This is a genomic window from Streptomyces sp. NPDC002144, from assembly GCF_053593695.1.
Genome location: NZ_JBSFDB010000098.1, coordinates 1 through 16,490, shown reverse-complemented (window position 1 = coordinate 16,490; position 16,490 = coordinate 1). Strand labels below are relative to the sequence as shown.

General features: G+C 68.7%; 15 protein-coding genes and 1 pseudogene. 3 read left to right on the top strand and 13 right to left on the bottom strand.

Annotated elements, in window-relative coordinates:
• Positions 1-76: 76 nt before the first annotated feature.
• The 7 genes from iolB to ACWCQ1_RS49880 all read right to left on the bottom strand — a co-directional run bounded on the left by iolB (position 77) and on the right by ACWCQ1_RS49880 (position 7,478).
• Positions 77-943, bottom strand: coding sequence for a 5-deoxy-glucuronate isomerase (gene iolB, locus ACWCQ1_RS49910; protein WP_451029848.1), 867 nt, complete (start codon positions 941-943; stop codon positions 77-79).
• The gene (locus tag ACWCQ1_RS49905) at positions 940-1,812 is read right to left on the bottom strand and encodes a Cgl0159 family (beta/alpha)8-fold protein (protein WP_358611130.1); all 873 of its coding nucleotides are present in this window, start codon (positions 1,810-1,812) and stop codon (positions 940-942) included. Before ACWCQ1_RS49905 ends, iolB begins: the two co-directional genes overlap by 4 nt.
• A gap of 4 nt (positions 1,813-1,816) precedes the next feature.
• Complete coding sequence (iolC, locus tag ACWCQ1_RS49900) at positions 1,817-2,791, bottom strand: 5-dehydro-2-deoxygluconokinase (protein ID WP_451029847.1); 975 nt, start codon at positions 2,789-2,791, stop codon at positions 1,817-1,819.
• A gap of 61 nt (positions 2,792-2,852) precedes the next feature.
• Positions 2,853-3,647, bottom strand: coding sequence for an ATP-binding cassette domain-containing protein (locus tag ACWCQ1_RS49895; protein ID WP_358611133.1), 795 nt, complete (start codon positions 3,645-3,647; stop codon positions 2,853-2,855).
• A 5-nt stretch (positions 3,648-3,652) separates the two neighbouring features.
• Positions 3,653-4,738, bottom strand: a complete 1,086-nt coding sequence (locus tag ACWCQ1_RS49890; protein ID WP_358611136.1) for an ABC transporter permease — start codon at positions 4,736-4,738, stop codon at positions 3,653-3,655.
• Positions 4,739-4,844: 106 nt separating this feature from the next.
• Positions 4,845-5,936, bottom strand: coding sequence for a sugar ABC transporter substrate-binding protein (locus ACWCQ1_RS49885; RefSeq protein ID WP_358611139.1), 1,092 nt, complete (start codon positions 5,934-5,936; stop codon positions 4,845-4,847).
• 504 nt (positions 5,937-6,440) lie between these two features.
• A complete protein-coding gene (locus ACWCQ1_RS49880; protein WP_358611142.1) occupies positions 6,441-7,478 on the bottom strand; it encodes a LacI family DNA-binding transcriptional regulator in 1,038 nt (345 codons plus the stop codon).
• 105 nt (positions 7,479-7,583) lie between these two features.
• Between ACWCQ1_RS49880 and ACWCQ1_RS49875 the strand changes: the two genes are divergently transcribed.
• Positions 7,584-8,594 carry a sugar ABC transporter substrate-binding protein gene (locus ACWCQ1_RS49875; protein WP_451029846.1) on the top strand — a complete coding sequence of 337 codons (1,011 nt, stop codon included), beginning with the start codon at positions 7,584-7,586 and terminating at the stop codon, positions 8,592-8,594.
• A gap of 252 nt (positions 8,595-8,846) precedes the next feature.
• Here ACWCQ1_RS49875 and ACWCQ1_RS49870 read toward each other — a convergent pair whose 3' ends face one another.
• Positions 8,847-9,404, bottom strand: a complete 558-nt coding sequence (locus ACWCQ1_RS49870) for a hypothetical protein (protein WP_451029845.1) — start codon at positions 9,402-9,404, stop codon at positions 8,847-8,849.
• Between the two features lie 617 nt (positions 9,405-10,021).
• Here ACWCQ1_RS49870 and ACWCQ1_RS49865 point away from each other — a divergent pair.
• Positions 10,022-10,186: pseudogene (locus tag ACWCQ1_RS49865) on the top strand (helix-turn-helix transcriptional regulator); the annotation flags it as partial.
• A 135-nt stretch (positions 10,187-10,321) separates the two neighbouring features.
• Here ACWCQ1_RS49865 and ACWCQ1_RS49860 read toward each other — a convergent pair.
• The 5 genes from ACWCQ1_RS49860 to ACWCQ1_RS49840 all read right to left on the bottom strand — a co-directional run bounded on the left by ACWCQ1_RS49860 (position 10,322) and on the right by ACWCQ1_RS49840 (position 13,645).
• Positions 10,322-10,888, bottom strand: a complete 567-nt coding sequence (locus tag ACWCQ1_RS49860; protein ID WP_358605369.1) for a SigE family RNA polymerase sigma factor — start codon at positions 10,886-10,888, stop codon at positions 10,322-10,324.
• Between the two features lie 228 nt (positions 10,889-11,116).
• Positions 11,117-11,623 (bottom strand): hypothetical protein, encoded by a 507-nt coding sequence (locus tag ACWCQ1_RS49855; RefSeq protein WP_133049208.1) that lies wholly within the window; start codon positions 11,621-11,623, stop codon positions 11,117-11,119.
• 267 nt (positions 11,624-11,890) lie between these two features.
• Complete coding sequence (locus tag ACWCQ1_RS49850) at positions 11,891-12,304, bottom strand: peptidoglycan-binding domain-containing protein (RefSeq protein WP_451029844.1); 414 nt, start codon at positions 12,302-12,304, stop codon at positions 11,891-11,893.
• A gap of 41 nt (positions 12,305-12,345) precedes the next feature.
• Positions 12,346-12,762, bottom strand: a complete 417-nt coding sequence (locus tag ACWCQ1_RS49845) for a hypothetical protein (RefSeq protein WP_451029843.1) — start codon at positions 12,760-12,762, stop codon at positions 12,346-12,348.
• Between the two features lie 457 nt (positions 12,763-13,219).
• Positions 13,220-13,645, bottom strand: a complete 426-nt coding sequence (locus ACWCQ1_RS49840; protein WP_451029842.1) for a hypothetical protein — start codon at positions 13,643-13,645, stop codon at positions 13,220-13,222.
• 296 nt (positions 13,646-13,941) lie between these two features.
• On the opposite strand from ACWCQ1_RS49840, the gene ACWCQ1_RS49835 reads away from it, so the two are divergent.
• Positions 13,942-16,490: nSTAND1 domain-containing NTPase (locus ACWCQ1_RS49835; RefSeq protein WP_451029841.1), on the top strand; the 2,549-nt coding region annotated here is incomplete at its 3' end.

The window sequence follows — 16,490 nt, the reverse complement described above, 5'->3', positions numbered from 1 at the left end:
TGCCCGTCGCGCTCGCTGTACTGATTGGCGAGGAAGCGCACCAGCGCCTGCGCGGTCGTCAGCCGTACGGTGTTCATCAGTTCTCTCCGAAGGGCAGCCGGTCGTCGACATCCTGCGCGTCCCACGTCGAGCGCACCCAGCCGTGTGCGGGGTCGTCGCAGATCAGCCAGGCGCGGTCCTGCCCGGGACCGGCCATGACGTTGAGGTAGTAGAGGTCGTAGCCGGGCGCGGCGACGGACGGCCCGTGCCAGCCGTGCGGGATCAGCACGGTGTCGCCGGAGCGGATCTCGGCGAGCACGTCGATGGGCCGGTCCTCGGTGCCGTACACCCGCTGGTAGCCGAACGCGTTCTCGCCGCCTGCGACCTGGAAGTAGTAGATCTCCTCCAGCTCGGACTCGGCTCCTGGCCGACTCTCGTCGTGCTTGTGCGGCGGGTACGACGACCAGTTGCCGCCTGGGGTGAGTACCTCGCACACCAGCAGTTGCTCGGCGTCGAAGGTGCCCGGCAGGCAGTAGTTGTTGACCTGGCGCGAGCACGCCCCGGCCCCGCGCAGCTCGACGGGGACGTTCTCCTTGGCCCCGTACCGGGCGGAGAGTGAGCTCCGTCCGATACGGGCGCTGGGCAGCGCGAACGTCCCGCCGTGCGCGCTGCTGATGAGGGCCTCCGACTCGCGGGGGAGGTAGGCGAAGTCGGTGACCGAGGCGAACACATCTGTCCTGCCTTCGAGTTCGAAGGCCGTGCCGTCGGTGGTGACGGTGCACGAGCCCGTCAGCGGCAGGACCAGAAACTCGCAGTCCGAGGTGGACAGGGCGTGTGCCTCTCCCGGTCCCAGGGTCAGGATCCTGAGGCCGGAGTGTCCCCAGCCCGCCGACTCCGGCGTGACCAGCACGTCGTAGGGGCCGTCCGCCGAAGTCCCGGCCGGCAGGTGGTACTTGCTGCTCACAGCAGGCTCACCGCCTTGTCCACCGCACCGGCCACGTCGCCGGCCGCCGGGTAGAGCAGGGAGCGCCCCACGACCAGCCCCTGCGCGGTCGGCTGCTTGAGCGCCTTGCCCCAGGACGCGAACGCCGCCTCCGCGTCCTTCACTTCGCCGCCCAGCAGCAGTGCCGGAAGGGTCGAGGCGGCCAGGACCCGCTCCATCTGTTCGACGACCGGCAGCTTCAGCCAGGTGTACGCGCTGCGTCGGCCCAGCCCGGAGGCGATGGCGATCGACTTGACGACCGCGTCCGTGGAGAGGTCGTTGCGGATCTTCCCGTCCTGCCAGACGGAGAGGAACGGCTCGACCATCGCGATGAGCCGACGGTCGTTGAGCTCGTTGATCGCTTGGGCGGTGTTCGCCAGGACCGAGGGGGTGGCCGGATCACCCAGCGCGATCCGGGTGAGCGTCTTGCCGCCGTCGAAGCCCATCGAGGCGATCGTCTCGGCGTCGTAGCCGGTGAAGCGGTCGTCGATCTCGAACACCGAGCCCGCCAGCCCCGCCCGGTTCATCGAACCGAACACGCTCTTGCCGTCCAGGACGCCGAGCAGGAGCAGATCCTCGAGGATGTCGGCCGTGGCCAACACGCCTGTCACCCCGGGGCGTTCGAGCGCTGTGCACAGCCGGTCCAGCAGCTCGAAACGATCCGCCATGGCGTGGGGATCGCCGCCGACGCCGGTGGCTCCGCGCGCGGGGTGGTCGGCGGCGATGATCATCGCCTTGCCGTGCTCGCCGAACAGCGAGGTGGCTTTCACCCGGCGGGCGGCGGCCGTCGCCACGGCATCGGGATCGTTCACCCGGGCGGACACGATGCCTCTCACGTTCTCGGACAGCACGAGGTCACGCCTTTCGTTCGGTGGCGACGGAGGCGTAGGACGCTTCCTGCAGTTTTTGTTCGACTTCGGCTTCGGTCGGCATCGCTTCGGAGCAGGCCAGCCGGCCCGCGACGATCGCCCCGGCCGCGTTGGCGAAGGACACCGTGCGGCGGGTGTCCCACCCGGACAGCAGGGCGTGGCAGAGCGCACCGCCGAACGCGTCCCCGGCGCCCAGACCGTTGACCACGTCCACCGGCACGGGCGGTATCTCGGCGGTCGTACCGTCGCGGTCCATGGCCAGCACGCCCCGGGGACCCTGCTTGACGACGGCCAGCTCGGCACCGGCCGCGAGCAGCGCCTTCGCGGCGGCGTACGGCTCGCGTTCGCCGGTGGCGACCTCGCACTCCTCGAGATTGCCGACCGCCACCGTGGTGTGCCGCAGCGCTTCGGCGTACCAGCCGCGCGCCTGGGACGCGTCCGTCCAGAACATCGGCCGCCAGTCCAGGTCGAACACCGTCGTGCCCGCCTTGGCCCGGTGCTCCAGTGCGGCCAGCGTCGCCGCCCGGCTCGGCTCCTCGCTCAGCCCGGTCCCGGTGATCCAGAAGACCGCCGCCTCCCGCACCGCCGCCACGTCCAGCTCCTCCGGCTGGATGTCCAGGTCAGGAGCCTTCGGCAGCCGGTAGAAGTACAGCGGGAAGTCGTCCGGCGGGAAGATCTCGCAGAACGTCACCGGGGTCGGCGCGATGTCCGACGTGCCGACGAAACGGGGGTCGACGCCGTATCCGCGCAACGCCGTGCGCACGAACTCCCCGAACGGGTCGCGGCCGGTCTTGGTGATCACGGCCGCCGTGCGTCCGTAGCGGGCCGCGGCGACCGCGACATTGGTCGGACTGCCGCCCAGGTACTTGCCGAATGAGGTGACCTCGGCCAGCCCCACCCCGGTCTGGAGCGGATACACATCCACTCCCACCCGGCCCATGGTCAGCACTTCGAACGGCATTGCTGGTTTCCTTTCCCGTCCCGCTTTAGAGCGCTTTAAAGAGAGGTCGAACAAAACCCGCTCAGGCGTCGGCCTGGAGCTGGGCGAGTTCGGCTTCGAGGTCGGCCATGGCTTCGCCGCCGGCCATGAGGTCGGTGATCTCCTCGCGGGTGCGTTCGCCCTTGCGGAAGTCGTCGGCCTTCTGGCCGCGGATGAGGACGGCGAAGTGGTCGCCGACCATCATGGCGTGACGGACGTTGTGGGTGACGAGGATGACGGCGACACCCTTGGCGCGGGCCTGCATGATGATCCGCAGGACGTGGGCGGCTTCCTTGACGCCGAGGGCGGCGGTGGGTTCGTCGAGAATGAGGACGTTGGCGCCGAAGTAGACGGCCCGGGCGATGGCGAGGGCTTGGCGCTCACCACCGGACAGGGCGCCGACGAGGCGGTTGCCGTCGGTGACGCGGGTGATGCCGAGGGACTGCATCTCGCGCACGGCGATCTCCCCGGCCAGCTTCTTGTCGAAGAGCTTGAACGGGCCGAATCCCTTGGTGGGTTCGGCGCCGACGAAGAAGCAGCGGCCGACGCCCATGAGCGGGAAGGTGCCACCGAACTGGTGGACGGTGGCGATGCCCTGGGTGCTGGCGTCGCGGGGGCTGTCGAACTCGACGCGCTCGCCGTTGATCTCGATGGTGCCGCTGGTGGGCTTGTGGAAGCCGGAGAGGATCTTGATGAGGGTGGACTTGCCGGCGCCGTTGTCGCCGAGCAGGCAGAGGACCTTGCCGGCTTCCACCTCGAGGGAGATGTCCTGGAGGGCGTTGGTGCCGAGGAAGGACTTGCTGACGTCGGTGAGCCGGAGCAGGGGTGTGGTCGCCATGGGGGTCAGACCTTCTTCGCGGAACGGGGCTTGTAGGACAGGGCCAGGCGGCGGAAGGTGTTGTTCATCAGCACGGCGGTGAGGATGAGGACGCCGAGGATGAGGCTGGCCCAGTCGGAGTTCCAGCCGGTGTAGTAGATGCCCTGGTTGACGATGGCGAAGGTCAGCGTGCCCAGCGCGATGCCGATGACGGAGCCGTAGCCGCCGGTGAGGAGCACGCCGCCGATGACGACGGCGATGATGGAGTTGAAGACGAAGGACTGCCCGTTGGCGACCTGGGCGCCGTTGTAGAGGATGGTCTGGATCACGCCGACCAGGGCGGCGCCGAAGCCGCTGGCCATGTACAGGGCAATCTTCACCTTCGTCACCGGGATGCCGGTGGCGCGGGCGCTCTCCTTGTCGCCGCCGATCGCGAAGATCCAGTTGCCGTACGGCATCATCTGGAGCACCACCGAGACCAGCACCGCGATGCCGATCCACCAGAAGATCGCCACCTCGAACTGCCCGCCGATCAACTGCCCGAACACCGACTTGGAGAACGGGTCGGGGCTGATCGCCACACTCGTCGTGCCGGTCGCGACGCGGGACAGGCCCAGGGTCAGACCCGCGACACCCGCCATCGTTGCCAGCGTGACGACCAGGGACGGGACGTTGGTACGTGTGACGATGATGCCGTTGAGCAGGCCGATCAGCAGGCCGAGACCGAGGGCCAGGACGATGCCCACGATCATCGGCGCGCCCCAGTGTCCGGAGACGATCGCCAGTGTCATCGAGGAACCGGCGAGGACCGAGCCGACGGAGACGTCGAGTTCGCCGGCGATCATCAGCAGCCCGACGGGGATGGCGATGATGCCGAGCTCGGCGGCGATGTTCAGCCAGCTCGCCGCACCAGCCGCGGCCAGGAACTTTTCACCGCCGAAGATCGCGAAGAAGACGAAAACACTGATCGTTCCGATGAGTGCGCCCGCCTCCGGGCGGTGCCGCAGCTGGCCCAGGGGGCTTTCGGTGCGCTTGGGTGCGGAGACGTCCGGCGACGACTCGGCCGTCGTCTCGGCCGTGATGCCGACCGTGTCGGGAAGAGAGGAAGTCATCGGTCTGGTGTCACCTTCGTGAATCTCGGATGGGGGTTGCGAGCGGGGGCTTCGGGCACCGGGTCCGTGCCGGATGCTCGACGTGCGGACCCGGCGCCCGAGGCGCTCAGCGGACGCCGGCCGCGGTACCTGCGATGGCTGCGGCGACGTTGTCGGAGGTGACCAGGAGCGGGCCGGTCAGAAGGGGGTTCTGGGGCGGGATCACGCCGTAGGAGAGGTACTGGTTGGCTATGGAGACGGCGTAGAAACCCTGCAGGTAGGGCTGTTGGTCGATGGCGAACAGCTGCTTGCCGGCCTTGATCCGGTTGAGCTGGCTCGTCGACAGGTCGAACGTGCCGAGCTTTACCTTGTCGCCGGCCTTGGCCTGTTCGATCGCGGAGGCGGCGCTGTCCGCGTCCTGGACGCCGATGGTGACCAGGGCGTCGACGCTGCTGTCCTTGAGCAGCGCGCCCTTGATGGCCTGGGTGACGGCGGAGGGGTTGCCGAAGTTCGAGGAGGGCAGCGGCAGCTGCTTGGAGGTGGCGCCCTTGCTCTTGGCGCCGTCGGCGATGCCCTTGCACCGGGCCTCCGAGTTGGCCGCGCCCGGCACCGTGTTGACGCACAGGATGTTCTTGGCACCGGACTCGGCGAACTTCACTCCACCGGCCTTGCCGGCCTCGTAGTCGTCGGAGCCGATGTACTTGAGGCCGCCGGTACGCTGCGCCGCCTCGACGCCGCCCGAGTTGTAGACGAAGACCTTGACGCCCTTGGCCACGGCCTGCTTGATCGCCGCGTCCTGGCTGTCCGGGACCCAGTCGGGGACGACGATCGCCGAGGGGTTCTGGGAAAGCGCGGTCTGGGTCAGCTTCGCCGCGTCGGGGCCGAGGTTGTCGTAGTTCTGCGGACCGAGGAAGGTGACCGAGCCGCCGCCGGCCTTGACCACCTTCGCCGCGTCCTCGCCGCCGCGTTTGACGGCAGACCAGAACGGGTCGTCGGCCTTGCCGCCGATCACGTAGACGGAGACCTTGCCGTTGCTCTTGGCGCCCGAGTCCGAGCCAGCCGCGGCAGACGCTGTCGCCTTGCCCGCGTTGTCGCCGGTCGCCTTGCCGCTGGCGCAGGCGGTGAGTGCGGAGGCGGCCAGGGTGAACAGGCCGACTGTGGCCAGCAGTCTGCGGGGCAGACGGCGGCCGTGAGGCCGGCGGGTGTGGGTGCGTTCCATGTGCTGCGGTGCTCCTTCGTGGCGATCGGCGCGGGGAGGACGAGGCGCCGGGGACGATCGGGCGGCGGTTCTTCGGGATGCCGGTGCGGCCGGGAACCGGTGCCGCCACGGCTCTGGCGGTGCCGATCGTGATGCGGGGTCGCGGTGCGCGATCGGGGAAAAGGCGGGCGTGGACGGGCGGGATACGGACGTCTGGAATTCCGCGGAGGAATTCCCGGGGAGACGGGCCGTATTGCCGTTCGAGCCTGGCCCCTCTGCGGGGTTTTTCCTCGGGTCAAGGACGGTGGCAGATGGGTGTGGACGAGGCTTGCCGGGCGGCGGAGGCCTCACGCTCAAGGATCTTTTAAACCGCTTTAAGCGATGGCCAGAGCATGCTTGCGTTTCGGGCATGTGTCAAGGGCTTGACGCGCGGCCTTCACGTCCCGATATCTTTCCGTGACCCCTCGAATGATGTAATGGGCACGTATATCGGCGTGCGGAAAGACGGGTGGGACAGCCCTTGCCTCAGCGCGGCTCGGAAGTGGTGCCGCGCGCGATCAGGCTGGGGGTGAGGACGATCTCCCGAGGGGCGGTGCGACCGTGGTCCAGGCGTTCGACGGCAGCGGTGACGGCATGCCGCGCCTGTTCCTCGGCGTTCTGGCTGACCGTGGTGAGGTCGAACGAGGCGAGTCGGGAGAGGGTGTCGTCGTCGTAGCCGGCGACGGAGATCTTGCCCGGGACGTCGATCCCGGCCCGCCGGAAGGCGGTGAGCATGCCGATGGCGCACTGGTCGTTGTAGGCGACGACGGCGGTCGGCAGGTCGCCGCTGTCCAGAAGGTGCCGGGCTGCTTGCTCGCCGGCGTGTTCCGTGGCTCCGCCGTGCAGGACACTGATGTGGGCGTCGAGGGCGTTGCGGCGCATGGCGGAGCGGTAACCGCGGCGGCGATCGGTGACGATGACGCCCTTGCCGCCGTCGACGTAGGTGATGGACCGGTGACCGAGCTCCACCAGATGGTCGACGATCTGGCCGACTCCGGCGTCGTCCGCGGTGCGCACGACGTCGAGACCGGCCTTGGCGATCCGTCGGCCCAGGGAGATGACCGGGGCCCGGCGGGCGAGTTCGGCGAGTTCGGCGTCGGCGGACTCCGAGCCGAGCAGGATGAGCGCCTCGCACCGGAAGGCCAGGAGTGTCTCGATCGCGGTGCTCTCGGTCCGGGTCCGGGTCCGGGTGCTCAGGACGAGGTCGTACCCGATCTCCTCGGCTGCCGTGTGCAGGTGCTCGACGAGCTCCGCGTGGAACGGACTGTGGATGTCGATCACCACGCCGAGGAGCCTGCTGCGGCGACTGGCCAGCGTGCTGGCGGTGCGGTCCGGGCGGTAGCCGAGTTCGGCCGCTGCCTTCAGGACGCGCTGGCGGGTGCGCTCGCTGGGTCCGGGGACACCGCGCAGCACCAGAGAGACCGAGGCGGTGGAGAGACCCACCCGCGCGGCGACGTCCTCCAGTCTGGGACGAGGGGATGCGCCGTTGCCGCCGGCGGGGCCGGCGATCCCGAGGTCGCCCACGTCACCTCCTGGTGGGTTCGAGGTCATACCCTTGACGCATGCCAGTGGCGCTGTCGATGGTAGCAGTGATTAAAGCGTTTTAATTCACGGTGAGGTGCAAGCGCCATGAACCAGTTTCCCGCACGTCGCCTCCGCAGAGTGGCGCCGGTCGTTGCCGCGGCAGCTCTGGTGCTTGCGGGTTGCAGCAGCGCGTCCGGCGGCAAGAAGGTGGAGCAGTCCGCCGCCCAGGCTTCGGCCGGAAGGGCCGACACACCCCGCATGACGGTGGCGATGGTCACCCATGCGCCGTCCGGTGACACCTTCTGGGACACCGTCCGCAAAGGCGCCGAGGCCGCGGCCGCCAAGGACAACGTCAAGCTGATCTACTCCAACGACGAGACGGCGTCCGCTCAGGCCGCCCTGATGCAGAACGCGATCGACCAGAAAGTCGACGGCATCGCGGTCACTCTGGCCAAGCCGGACGCGATGAAGGCAGTGGTCGCGAAGGCGGAGCGGGCCGGCATCCCGGTGGTCGGCTTCAACGCAGGGCTGTCGGTCTGGAAGGAACAGGGCCTGCTGGAGTTCTTCGGTCAGGACGAGTCGGTCTCCGGCCAGGCCCTGGGGGCCCGCCTCGACGGCGCCGGCGCCGAGCACGCCCTGTGTGTCATCCAAGCCCAGGGCGACGTGAATCTCGAACAGCGTTGCGCGGGCGTGAAGAAGACCTTCGGCGGCAGGACGGACATCCTCTACGTCAACGGCACCGACATGCCTTCGGTGAAATCCACCATCGAGGCGAAGCTCGCCCAGGACCGCTCCATCGACTACGTCGTCACGCTGGGAGCCCCTTTCGCGCTGACGGCGGTGCAGTCGGTCTCCGAGTCAGGCAGCAAGGCCAAGATCGCCACATTCGACCTCAACAAGGAACTGGTAGCGGCCGTCGAGAAGGGGGCCATCCAGTTCGCCGTGGACCAGCAGCCTTACCTACAGGGTTACTTGGCGGTCGACTCGCTGTGGTTGTACAAGGCCAACGGCAACTACATGGGCGGCGGCGAGGAGCCGGTCCTGACCGGTCCCGCCTTCGTCGACAAGGCCAACATCCACTCCGTCGCTTCCTTCGCGGCCAAAGGTACGCGCTGAGTGCGGTGTGCCCGTGACGGGCGAGCTTTGTCTGCGATCCGTGTCGGCGCTGGCAGGCGCGGACAGGCGCGGACAGGCTCAGGCTCAGGCTCCAAGGGGCAGAAGGTCGCGGATGTTCAAGCTGCCGGCTTGGAACTTGTCCGCGTTGACTGCGTCGGCGAGGCGGATCGCCAGGGCGGTGAGGATGTCCAGCAGTGGGCGGCGCCGGCGGTGTGGTTTGGCATAGCGGAAGTTATTCAGGGCTGCCGGTCATCACCCCGGCGCCAGCGTCCAGTGCACGTCGCCTGAATCCGGGCCGATCCGCCACTCTTCCAGAACGCCGTTCGCCGTCAGACGGCTGAGCACGCCGTGGAACCCTTGATCACGCAGGCCACAATCACGGATGATCCGGTCGCATTCACTCAGTCCCTCTCCCGAGGACGGATCGCTGCGCGCCGCGAGATAAACGCCCGACAGTCGCAGCTGCGGCTCTGCCCCACCGATCCGGGCTGGGCACCCGGTGCGCAATGCCCAGTCGGCCGCGCGCCGCCGGTCGGGGCGGGCCGGTGACTGGGCGAGCAGCGTGGCATCGTGAAGCTCCGCAGCAACCCCGACCGCTCCGGGAGCGTTCACCATGCTCGCCCACCGCGCCTGTTCCAACTCGTGGCAGGCCCGCACCGCGTCGATGCGAAGGCTGCGCAGCAGGCCTGCACGGAGTTCGACGTGCAGGTACGCGTTCATGCGCAGGGCGCACTGCAGGGCGAGGAGCCTCGCCCCGGCGGACACGTCCGCGGGCAGGGCCGCGGCCAGGTAGCTGAGGATCTCGCTCACGCGGACACGCTCCCCCGGCCCCCGGCTGGGCCGGGGACCGCGCGGCCGCGCGGAAGGCGGGTGGAAGGGTGCGGCCAGCACGGTGTCGGGCACGACGGCGGCCTGGGCGGTTGCCGCGGCGCAGGCGCCGCAGGTGTCGGCGAGGCGCCAGACACGGCCGCCGCGTTCGCAAGCCAGGAGCAGGCGGATGGGCCCCGCGCACCCGCGGTGACGGCGATGCCAACGGCAGCCGCGTTCATGACACTGACAGATCCGCAGGTGAGGAGCCCTCGGGTCACCGCGGGCATGCCGGGCGAGGTGAGCAAGGGCCGCCGAGCGCGCGGACTGCGCGGCGACCCGCCGACCGTCCTGGGGACAGTGCTGGCAAACGAGAACGAGCCCGCCGGTCTGGCATCGCAGTTCCACCGTCCAGGTCCGCGCCGCCTGAGGACACACGGTGTGCAGCCTCATGGGCGTGTGTCCCTCCCTTCCCGATCCGGCGCCAGCCCCACCGCGCGGTACGGCGGGACGGCCGACACCGTAGTGCAGACCCCTGCCCTCCCGCGGTGGAGCCATCTGGAGAAATAGGGCAGAGGTCTGCACTGACAGGGCAGGGGTCTGCACCGCCGGATGGTCGAGTGACGATCTTGCCTCCCGATCCGGACCTCGACGCCCACCGACTGGAGCTCGGGCGTCTGCGGGCTGAGCGCGGGTGGAGCTACGACGAACTCGCCTCCCGCAGCGGCCTGGGCAGGCGCACTGTGATCGAGATCGAGCAGGGCCGCACCGTCGGCACCCTCAAGAAGAACTGATCGGTGAGAATGCGGCGCTGCGCGCGGAGCTGGAGGTCCTGCGGGATCAGGCATAACAGTGGTAGGCAGGGGGCACCCCGCCGGAGGATCGTCCCGTGCCGTGAATGATGCGGTGCATCCCGCGCATCATCGTGCCCGTCGGCCAACCGTCGGGCCTCGACGCTCGGTTGCGGACGCCTCAGCAGAGTCAGGGTCTCGGCGCTGCAACTCCTCACGGAGCCGGGCGAGCGCACGGTGCAGGGTGCTTTTGACCGTTCCGGGCGCCATGCCGAGGGCGGCAGCCGTTTCCTCCGTGGTCATCCTTTCCCAGTACCGCAGCACCACGACACTGCGCTGCTGGGGCGTCAGCACGCGCATGATGTCCATCAACAGCGCGCGATCGGCATGCTGCTGGGCGGAGTCCTCGACGCTCGTGTCCGGCAGCTGCGCCGAGGGGAGCTCCTGAAGTTTCCGGGCCCGCCACCACTCCGTGCGAGTGTTGATCATGACGCGGCGCATATACGCGTCCGCGAGCTGCTTGTCCGCTATGCACTCCCACCGGCGGTACGTGCGTAACAACGCGGTCTGCAGCAGATCCTGAGCGTCGCGCGGGTCGCCGACCAAACGGCGAGCGCTGCGCAACAGATCGTCGTGTCGGATACGCACGTACTCCTCGAAGTCCAGCACCTTGGCACGGTGATTGCGAGAGTTCATGGCCGGGCTCCCTTCAGGCATGGGCGGGCTTGGTCAAAACGTGTCGCGCGGATGAGCCGACACCAGGCGGGCTGGTGCAGGGGCGGCCGGCGCTGTCGGTGGGGCATGGAGGAGGCGCGCACGCAACGCCCCAGTCGCTCTTGATCAGATGTGCGGATGGACGGGGTGCGGAGGTGCAACTGTTGGGCCAGGTACCGATCAGACGGACCACCGTTTTTGGGACGTGGGTCAGGGGCGCGAGGCGGTGCAGCTGCTTCGGCCGGCGTGGTGGCCGCATGCCTGTGCCTCCAGATAGAAGCCGCGGCCGTGGACGACCTTGACGGCGCGGGTGTTCTGCGCGCTTCCCGAGTGCACGGTCGCCGAGCAGGCGCCGCTGTCCCGCCAGGAGCCGTAGTCGATGTCCCAGAAGAGGGTGACCGTGTCACCTCGGCGGGCGCCGGTGATCTGGGCCCAGTAGTAGCGCGGCCCCCCGGGGCGGTTGCCGTAGCGCAGCTGTATCCGAGTGTTGCCGATCCACGTAGCAGGGCCGTTGTGCCGCCTGCCGCGGGGGATGTAGCGGTTGGGGTTGACGCTGGGGCCGCACGCGCTGGCCATCGTCTGACTGCCGGCCGTCGTCTGAGGTGCTGCGGCTGTGATCGTCGACGTGCCGATCAGCAGGGCTGCGACGGCGACTCCCGTAGCAGTGATCCTGCAGGTCTTGATCAGGGGCGTGCGGCGGAATCGCCTCCATGCCATCTTCCTTATGATCATCATGCTGCCTCGCATCGTGTGTTTGTCGTGATGCTGCGGGGTGGGGTGCCCGACGCCTGCTCCGCGTCAGCGCCTCTGGGCTGCTCGTGGGCTGTGCACCCCACGGGCGGTGTGTGCATAGCGCAGGGCGGCACCGGACGGGGCGGCGTACGGTTGCCCGGCAGGCGCCGTCCGGTGGTCGCGATCGTCCTGGCGCGGCCGTCAGGGATGCTGCTGTCGGCCGGTGTGGATCTCCGCTGTGCAGGGGGTCGGTCAGCGGCGCAGGTAATCCCAGGTGTGGCCGCCGACGACGCCGTCCGCGCCGCCGGCAATGTGGTGGTGACTCTGAAGCCACTCGACAGCCGCGAGGGTGTGGGAGCCGAAGCTGCCGTCGACGGACAGCAGGATGGGATAGTCCGTGTGTACGTTGATGATGTCCTGGATCTCCCGGACGGCAGCGGCGTTGGAGCTGCCCTCGCTGATGGTCTCGGTGCCGTAGTAGTAGTCGCACGTGTAGCCGACGGTCGAGCGGTAGCTGCAGGAGTGCACGGCCGCAGCTTGGGTGGCCGGCTTTGTCGCTTGGGTTTCGGCAGCCGCGTGAGCGGCCGTTGCGGGTACGGTGACGAGCAGTCCGGCGGCCAGGACCAAGGCGCTGACGGCGCGCGTACGCGAGGACGGCATGGGCATGTCTGTCTCCTGGAAGGCTGGTTGGGGTTGGCGGTCGACTGTCAGCAGCTCGGCAGGTGGGGCACCTTGGGTGCCGCCGTGCGGACGTAGTGGTTGCTCACCCAGGCCGGGTCACTGCCGTGCAGCAGGGTGACCTTGGTCCACCACTTGTTTCCCGAGACCTTGGTGGTGTGCCGGTTGGTCTGGCAGTACGCCCGCAGGGTCGCGTTGGACACCCTGGTCGCGATCCCGCAACTCGTGCGCGGGCATTCCCGCAGGGCCACCTGCGTGCCCCTGATCCGGATGCTCCTGGCACTCACAGCCGAGTCGTCGGACACCGACACCACGGCCGAGGCTGGATTGGCCGCGGGCCGCGCGTCAGGCGCATCGGCGTGTGCAGGGCCGACCACGGCAAGACCGCCGGCCACTGCAAGGGTCGTCGCGGCGAGCGCGAAACCGTTGCGCATCGCAGAAGGCATTTCTGTTCTCCTTTCGCTGGCGCCGCGCTGTACGGCGCACTCGGGTTGTTCACGGCGGCCGACCGGCTCGGTCTTGAGTGGGTCTGTGCCGTTTGACTTCGGCTCTTTTGTCCGGGCAGGGTCGACCGGTCTGCGGCGTCCTCAACACGGACTGGAAGTTCAGGCACGCATTGGGGCGCGTCCGATGGCAGAAGGCGGATTCACGTCGTCGGCGAGCTGGGTGTCGCCCTGGCCGTCAGGCCGGGATGCTGGCCGCTCCCCTCGTGCCGGCCAGTAGCCCGGCCCGGGGATCAACCGCCCGTTACGATGTGCCGCCCGCCCTGGGACGGGGCCGTACGGGCGCGTGGTGGCTGGGGACTCGTGGCGTTGTTGCGGATGGAGGCGTTCGGGACCTCCGAGGTGACGTCTGCGTCGCTTGAGGACCACGCCGCTGCGGTGGCGCGCCCTTTGCAGCGGGTCAGTACGGCTTGCTGTTGACGTCCCCGTCGCCGTCGTTGAGCGTCATCTTTACGTGGTAGCCGGGCCCGTCCCAGTACCAGGCCGTCTGGTGGCTGGAGTTCCGTCGCAGGCTCGCGTGCGACAAGCTCCCGTAGTATCCGTTGCCCTTTTTGCGCCACAGGTAGTAGGAGCAGCCTGCGACTCCGCCGCCCGACATGTTGTAGAACGAGGCCCGCACGAACCAGTGCCCGGGTGCCGTCTTCTTGGCGTCGAGCTGGGCGGTGCAGCGCCCGTCGTCCGTCTGGATCTGCCGCACGCCGTAGTAGTACTTGACGGCCGTCGGCGATGCGGACGTTACCTGTGTGGACGCCGTGGCCAGGCCGCTGCTCAAGGCCAGAGCGGACACAGCCAACGCGATGGGCTTGCTGATAGTGGTGATCGGCACCAATTTCTCCTTCGGTGGGGGTGCTGGCTGCCGAAAAGGCCGCGTGTTGGCGACCGGTGGACAACCGGACCTGATGAGCGGGTCTTGGCCCACAGACTCGACTTTCCCGGCCGGCAAATTGAATGGACATCCAGCTCGGCCCCCCTGATCAATGGCGACAGTGCAGGTCATGGGCGGGCGCGTGGCGCTGACCGAAGAAGGCGCCTGTCGTTTGCTGTTCTCCTCGGGCGTGCGTAGCGTCCGGGTGATCGCGCTGCGTCCACGGGGGAAGCGGGCGGTTAGAGGGGAAGCCATCGATGGCAGGACGTCGTGAGAGCCCGCTCGATCCGAGTGCCGGACCGGTGGCGCGGTTGGCTGCCGAGTTACGCAAACTCCGTGCGGAGGCGGGGAGTCCGACCTATCGAGTGATGGCGCAGCGCACGGGGCAGGGTGCGAGCACTCTGTCGCAGGCGGCTGGGGGTGAGCGGCTGCCGACTCTGCCCGTCACCCTCGCCTACGTACGCGCCTGCGGCGGCGACCCTGAGGAATGGGAACAGCGCTGGAGGCAAGCCGCCAGGGACGTAACCGCGGAGCCTCGCTCCGAAGTCGAGGAGGTTGCGCCGTATCGAGGCCTGGCCCGCTTCGAGCCAAGCGACCGGGACCGATTCTTCGGCCGGGACCGCCTCGTCGGCGACCTCACGGAACTGGTGCGTTCCAAACGATTCGCAGCCGTCGTCGGCGCCTCGGGAAGCGGCAAGTCGTCCCTGCTACGCGCCGGTCTGATCCCCCTGCTGCAGACCCTGACCCCGCCGGATCAGCGCCCCGCTGCTCTGCGGATCCTCACCCCTGGCGAGCACCCCGTCGCCACCCACCGCGAGGGGCTCGCCGCCAAGGACGCCGACGGTGACACAGTCGTCGTGGTTGACCAGTTCGAGGAGGTCTTCACCCTCTGCACGGACGCGGCCGAGCGGAAGAATTTCATCGATCTGCTGCTTGCCGCCCGCCGCCCGGAGAGCCGCCTGCGCGTCGTCATCGCCGTACGAGCCGATTTCTACGGTCACTGCGCCGAACACCGCCCGCTGGCTGACGCACTCAAAGACGCCAACCTCCTGGTCGGTCCCATGACGGCGGCAGAGTTGCGCGAGGCCATCGTCAAACCGGCACAGGCCGCCGGGCTGATCGTCGAGCGCGAGCTGACCGCTCACATCATCGACGCGGTCGCCGACGAGCCGGGCGGCTTGCCCCTGATGTCGCATGCGTTGCTGGAGACGTGGCGCCGCCACCGTGGCCGTGCCCTGACCATGGAGGCCTACCGGGCAGCCGGCGGCGTTCACGGCGCCATCGCCCGTACCGCTGAAGACGTCTACTCCGGCCTCACCCCGGCTCAGGCCCTGCTGGTCCGCCGGATCCTGCTGCGCCTGATCACACCCGGGGAGGGGACCCCCGACACCCGCCGTCCGGTCCAGCGCGAGGAGTTCGACTTCGGCACGCCTCACGACACGACGACGGTCCTGGAACGGCTGGTGGGAGCCCGCCTGATCACGGTGGACGGCGACCGGGTCGAACTGGCCCACGAGGCCCTCATCACCGCTTGGCCCCGCCTGCACACCTGGATCAGCACCGATCGAGAACATCTGCGTATCCACCGGAGGCTGACCGAAGCCGCCGCTGCCTGGGAGGACCTCGATCACGACTCGGGAGCCCTGTACCGGGGGCTCCGCCTGGAAGCGGCCGATGACGCCTTCCCCGACGTCGGTCCGCGGTCCGGCCTGACCACTCAGGAGGCAGCGTTTCTGGCAGCCAGCCGCGATCAGCGCGACCGTGAGAAGCAGGCGGCTGATCGCCGCACGCGCCGGCTGCGCGCCCTTGCCGCCGCCCTGTGCGCGCTGGCCCTGTTGGCGACCGGCACGGCCCTCTTCGCCCTCCGGCAACGCGCTTCCGCCCAGGAGGAACGCGACGTCGCCGTCTCCCGCCAGATCACGGGGGAAGCAGAGCAACTCAGCGGCAGCGACGTCTCTCTCCAGACGCAGAACGCCTCGCTCGCCGCTCAGCTCGACATCGTCGCCCACCACCTGCATCAATCCCCCCAGACCTACACCAACCTGATCAGCACCACTACCGCCGCACTGTTCTCAGAAATCCCCGATCCAAGCGCTCCAGTGGACGCGGTGCCGCCCATCCCCAACAACAGCACGGTGGCGCGCAGCCCTGACGGACACCTTCTGGCGATAGCGGGCGAAGACGAGAAAGTACGTCTGTGGGACGCCCGTGACTTCGCCCGACCCACACGGATCGGCCGCACCCTTCCCGGCGCCGCCGTCGCGTTCAGTCCACGCGGCCATATTCTCGCCGTTGCCGAGGATGCCGGGCCCATCCACCTGTGGGACACCTCCCACCCCGAGCGGCCGACCCTGCTCGGTGACCTCCCGGGCGATACCAGCACGTATTCCCCCGCATTCAGCTCCGACGGGCGGATCCTCGCCACCGGTATCGAGCACATCTTGCTGTGGGACGTCCACGACCCGGCGCACCCGAAACGCATCGCACGCTCCCTGCCCGGCGACTTGATGGCGTTCAGCCCCCACGGCCCGCTGATGGCCACCCTGGAGAACAACACCGTACGACTGTGGGACCTATCGCAGCCAACGGACCCGACCGAGCTGGCCACGCTCAGCAGGAAAGCCGAGAGCCAGACGCTGGTGTTCAGCCCTGACGGGAGATACCTCGTCACCCAGGGCACCAGCCTGGGACAGGTCTGGCTGTGGTACCTCAGAAGCTGTATCTCAACCGATCATGGAACGTGCGGGTCGAACAGGTTTCCCGCTGGGGTGATCTTCCCGTTGTGCGCGCATGAAGACAGGGCCTC

What these genes read in the sequence shown, in the direction of transcription:
- iolC (WP_451029847.1), bottom strand. Translation starts at nt 2,791, where the DNA reads ATGCCGTTCGAAGTGCTGACCATGGGCCGGGTGGGAGTGGATGTGTAT.
- ACWCQ1_RS49895 (WP_358611133.1), bottom strand. Translation starts at nt 3,647, where the DNA reads ATGGCGACCACACCCCTGCTCCGGCTCACCGACGTCAGCAAGTCCTTC.
- ACWCQ1_RS49890 (WP_358611136.1), bottom strand. Translation starts at nt 4,738, where the DNA reads ATGACTTCCTCTCTTCCCGACACGGTCGGCATCACGGCCGAGACGACG.
- ACWCQ1_RS49885 (WP_358611139.1), bottom strand. Translation starts at nt 5,936, where the DNA reads ATGGAACGCACCCACACCCGCCGGCCTCACGGCCGCCGTCTGCCCCGC.
- ACWCQ1_RS49875 (WP_451029846.1), top strand. Translation starts at nt 7,584, where the DNA reads ATGAACCAGTTTCCCGCACGTCGCCTCCGCAGAGTGGCGCCGGTCGTT.
- ACWCQ1_RS49860 (WP_358605369.1), bottom strand. Translation starts at nt 10,888, where the DNA reads ATGAACTCTCGCAATCACCGTGCCAAGGTGCTGGACTTCGAGGAGTAC.
- ACWCQ1_RS49855 (WP_133049208.1), bottom strand. Translation starts at nt 11,623, where the DNA reads ATGGCATGGAGGCGATTCCGCCGCACGCCCCTGATCAAGACCTGCAGG.
- ACWCQ1_RS49850 (WP_451029844.1), bottom strand. Translation starts at nt 12,304, where the DNA reads ATGCCCATGCCGTCCTCGCGTACGCGCGCCGTCAGCGCCTTGGTCCTG.
- ACWCQ1_RS49845 (WP_451029843.1), bottom strand. Translation starts at nt 12,762, where the DNA reads ATGCCTTCTGCGATGCGCAACGGTTTCGCGCTCGCCGCGACGACCCTT.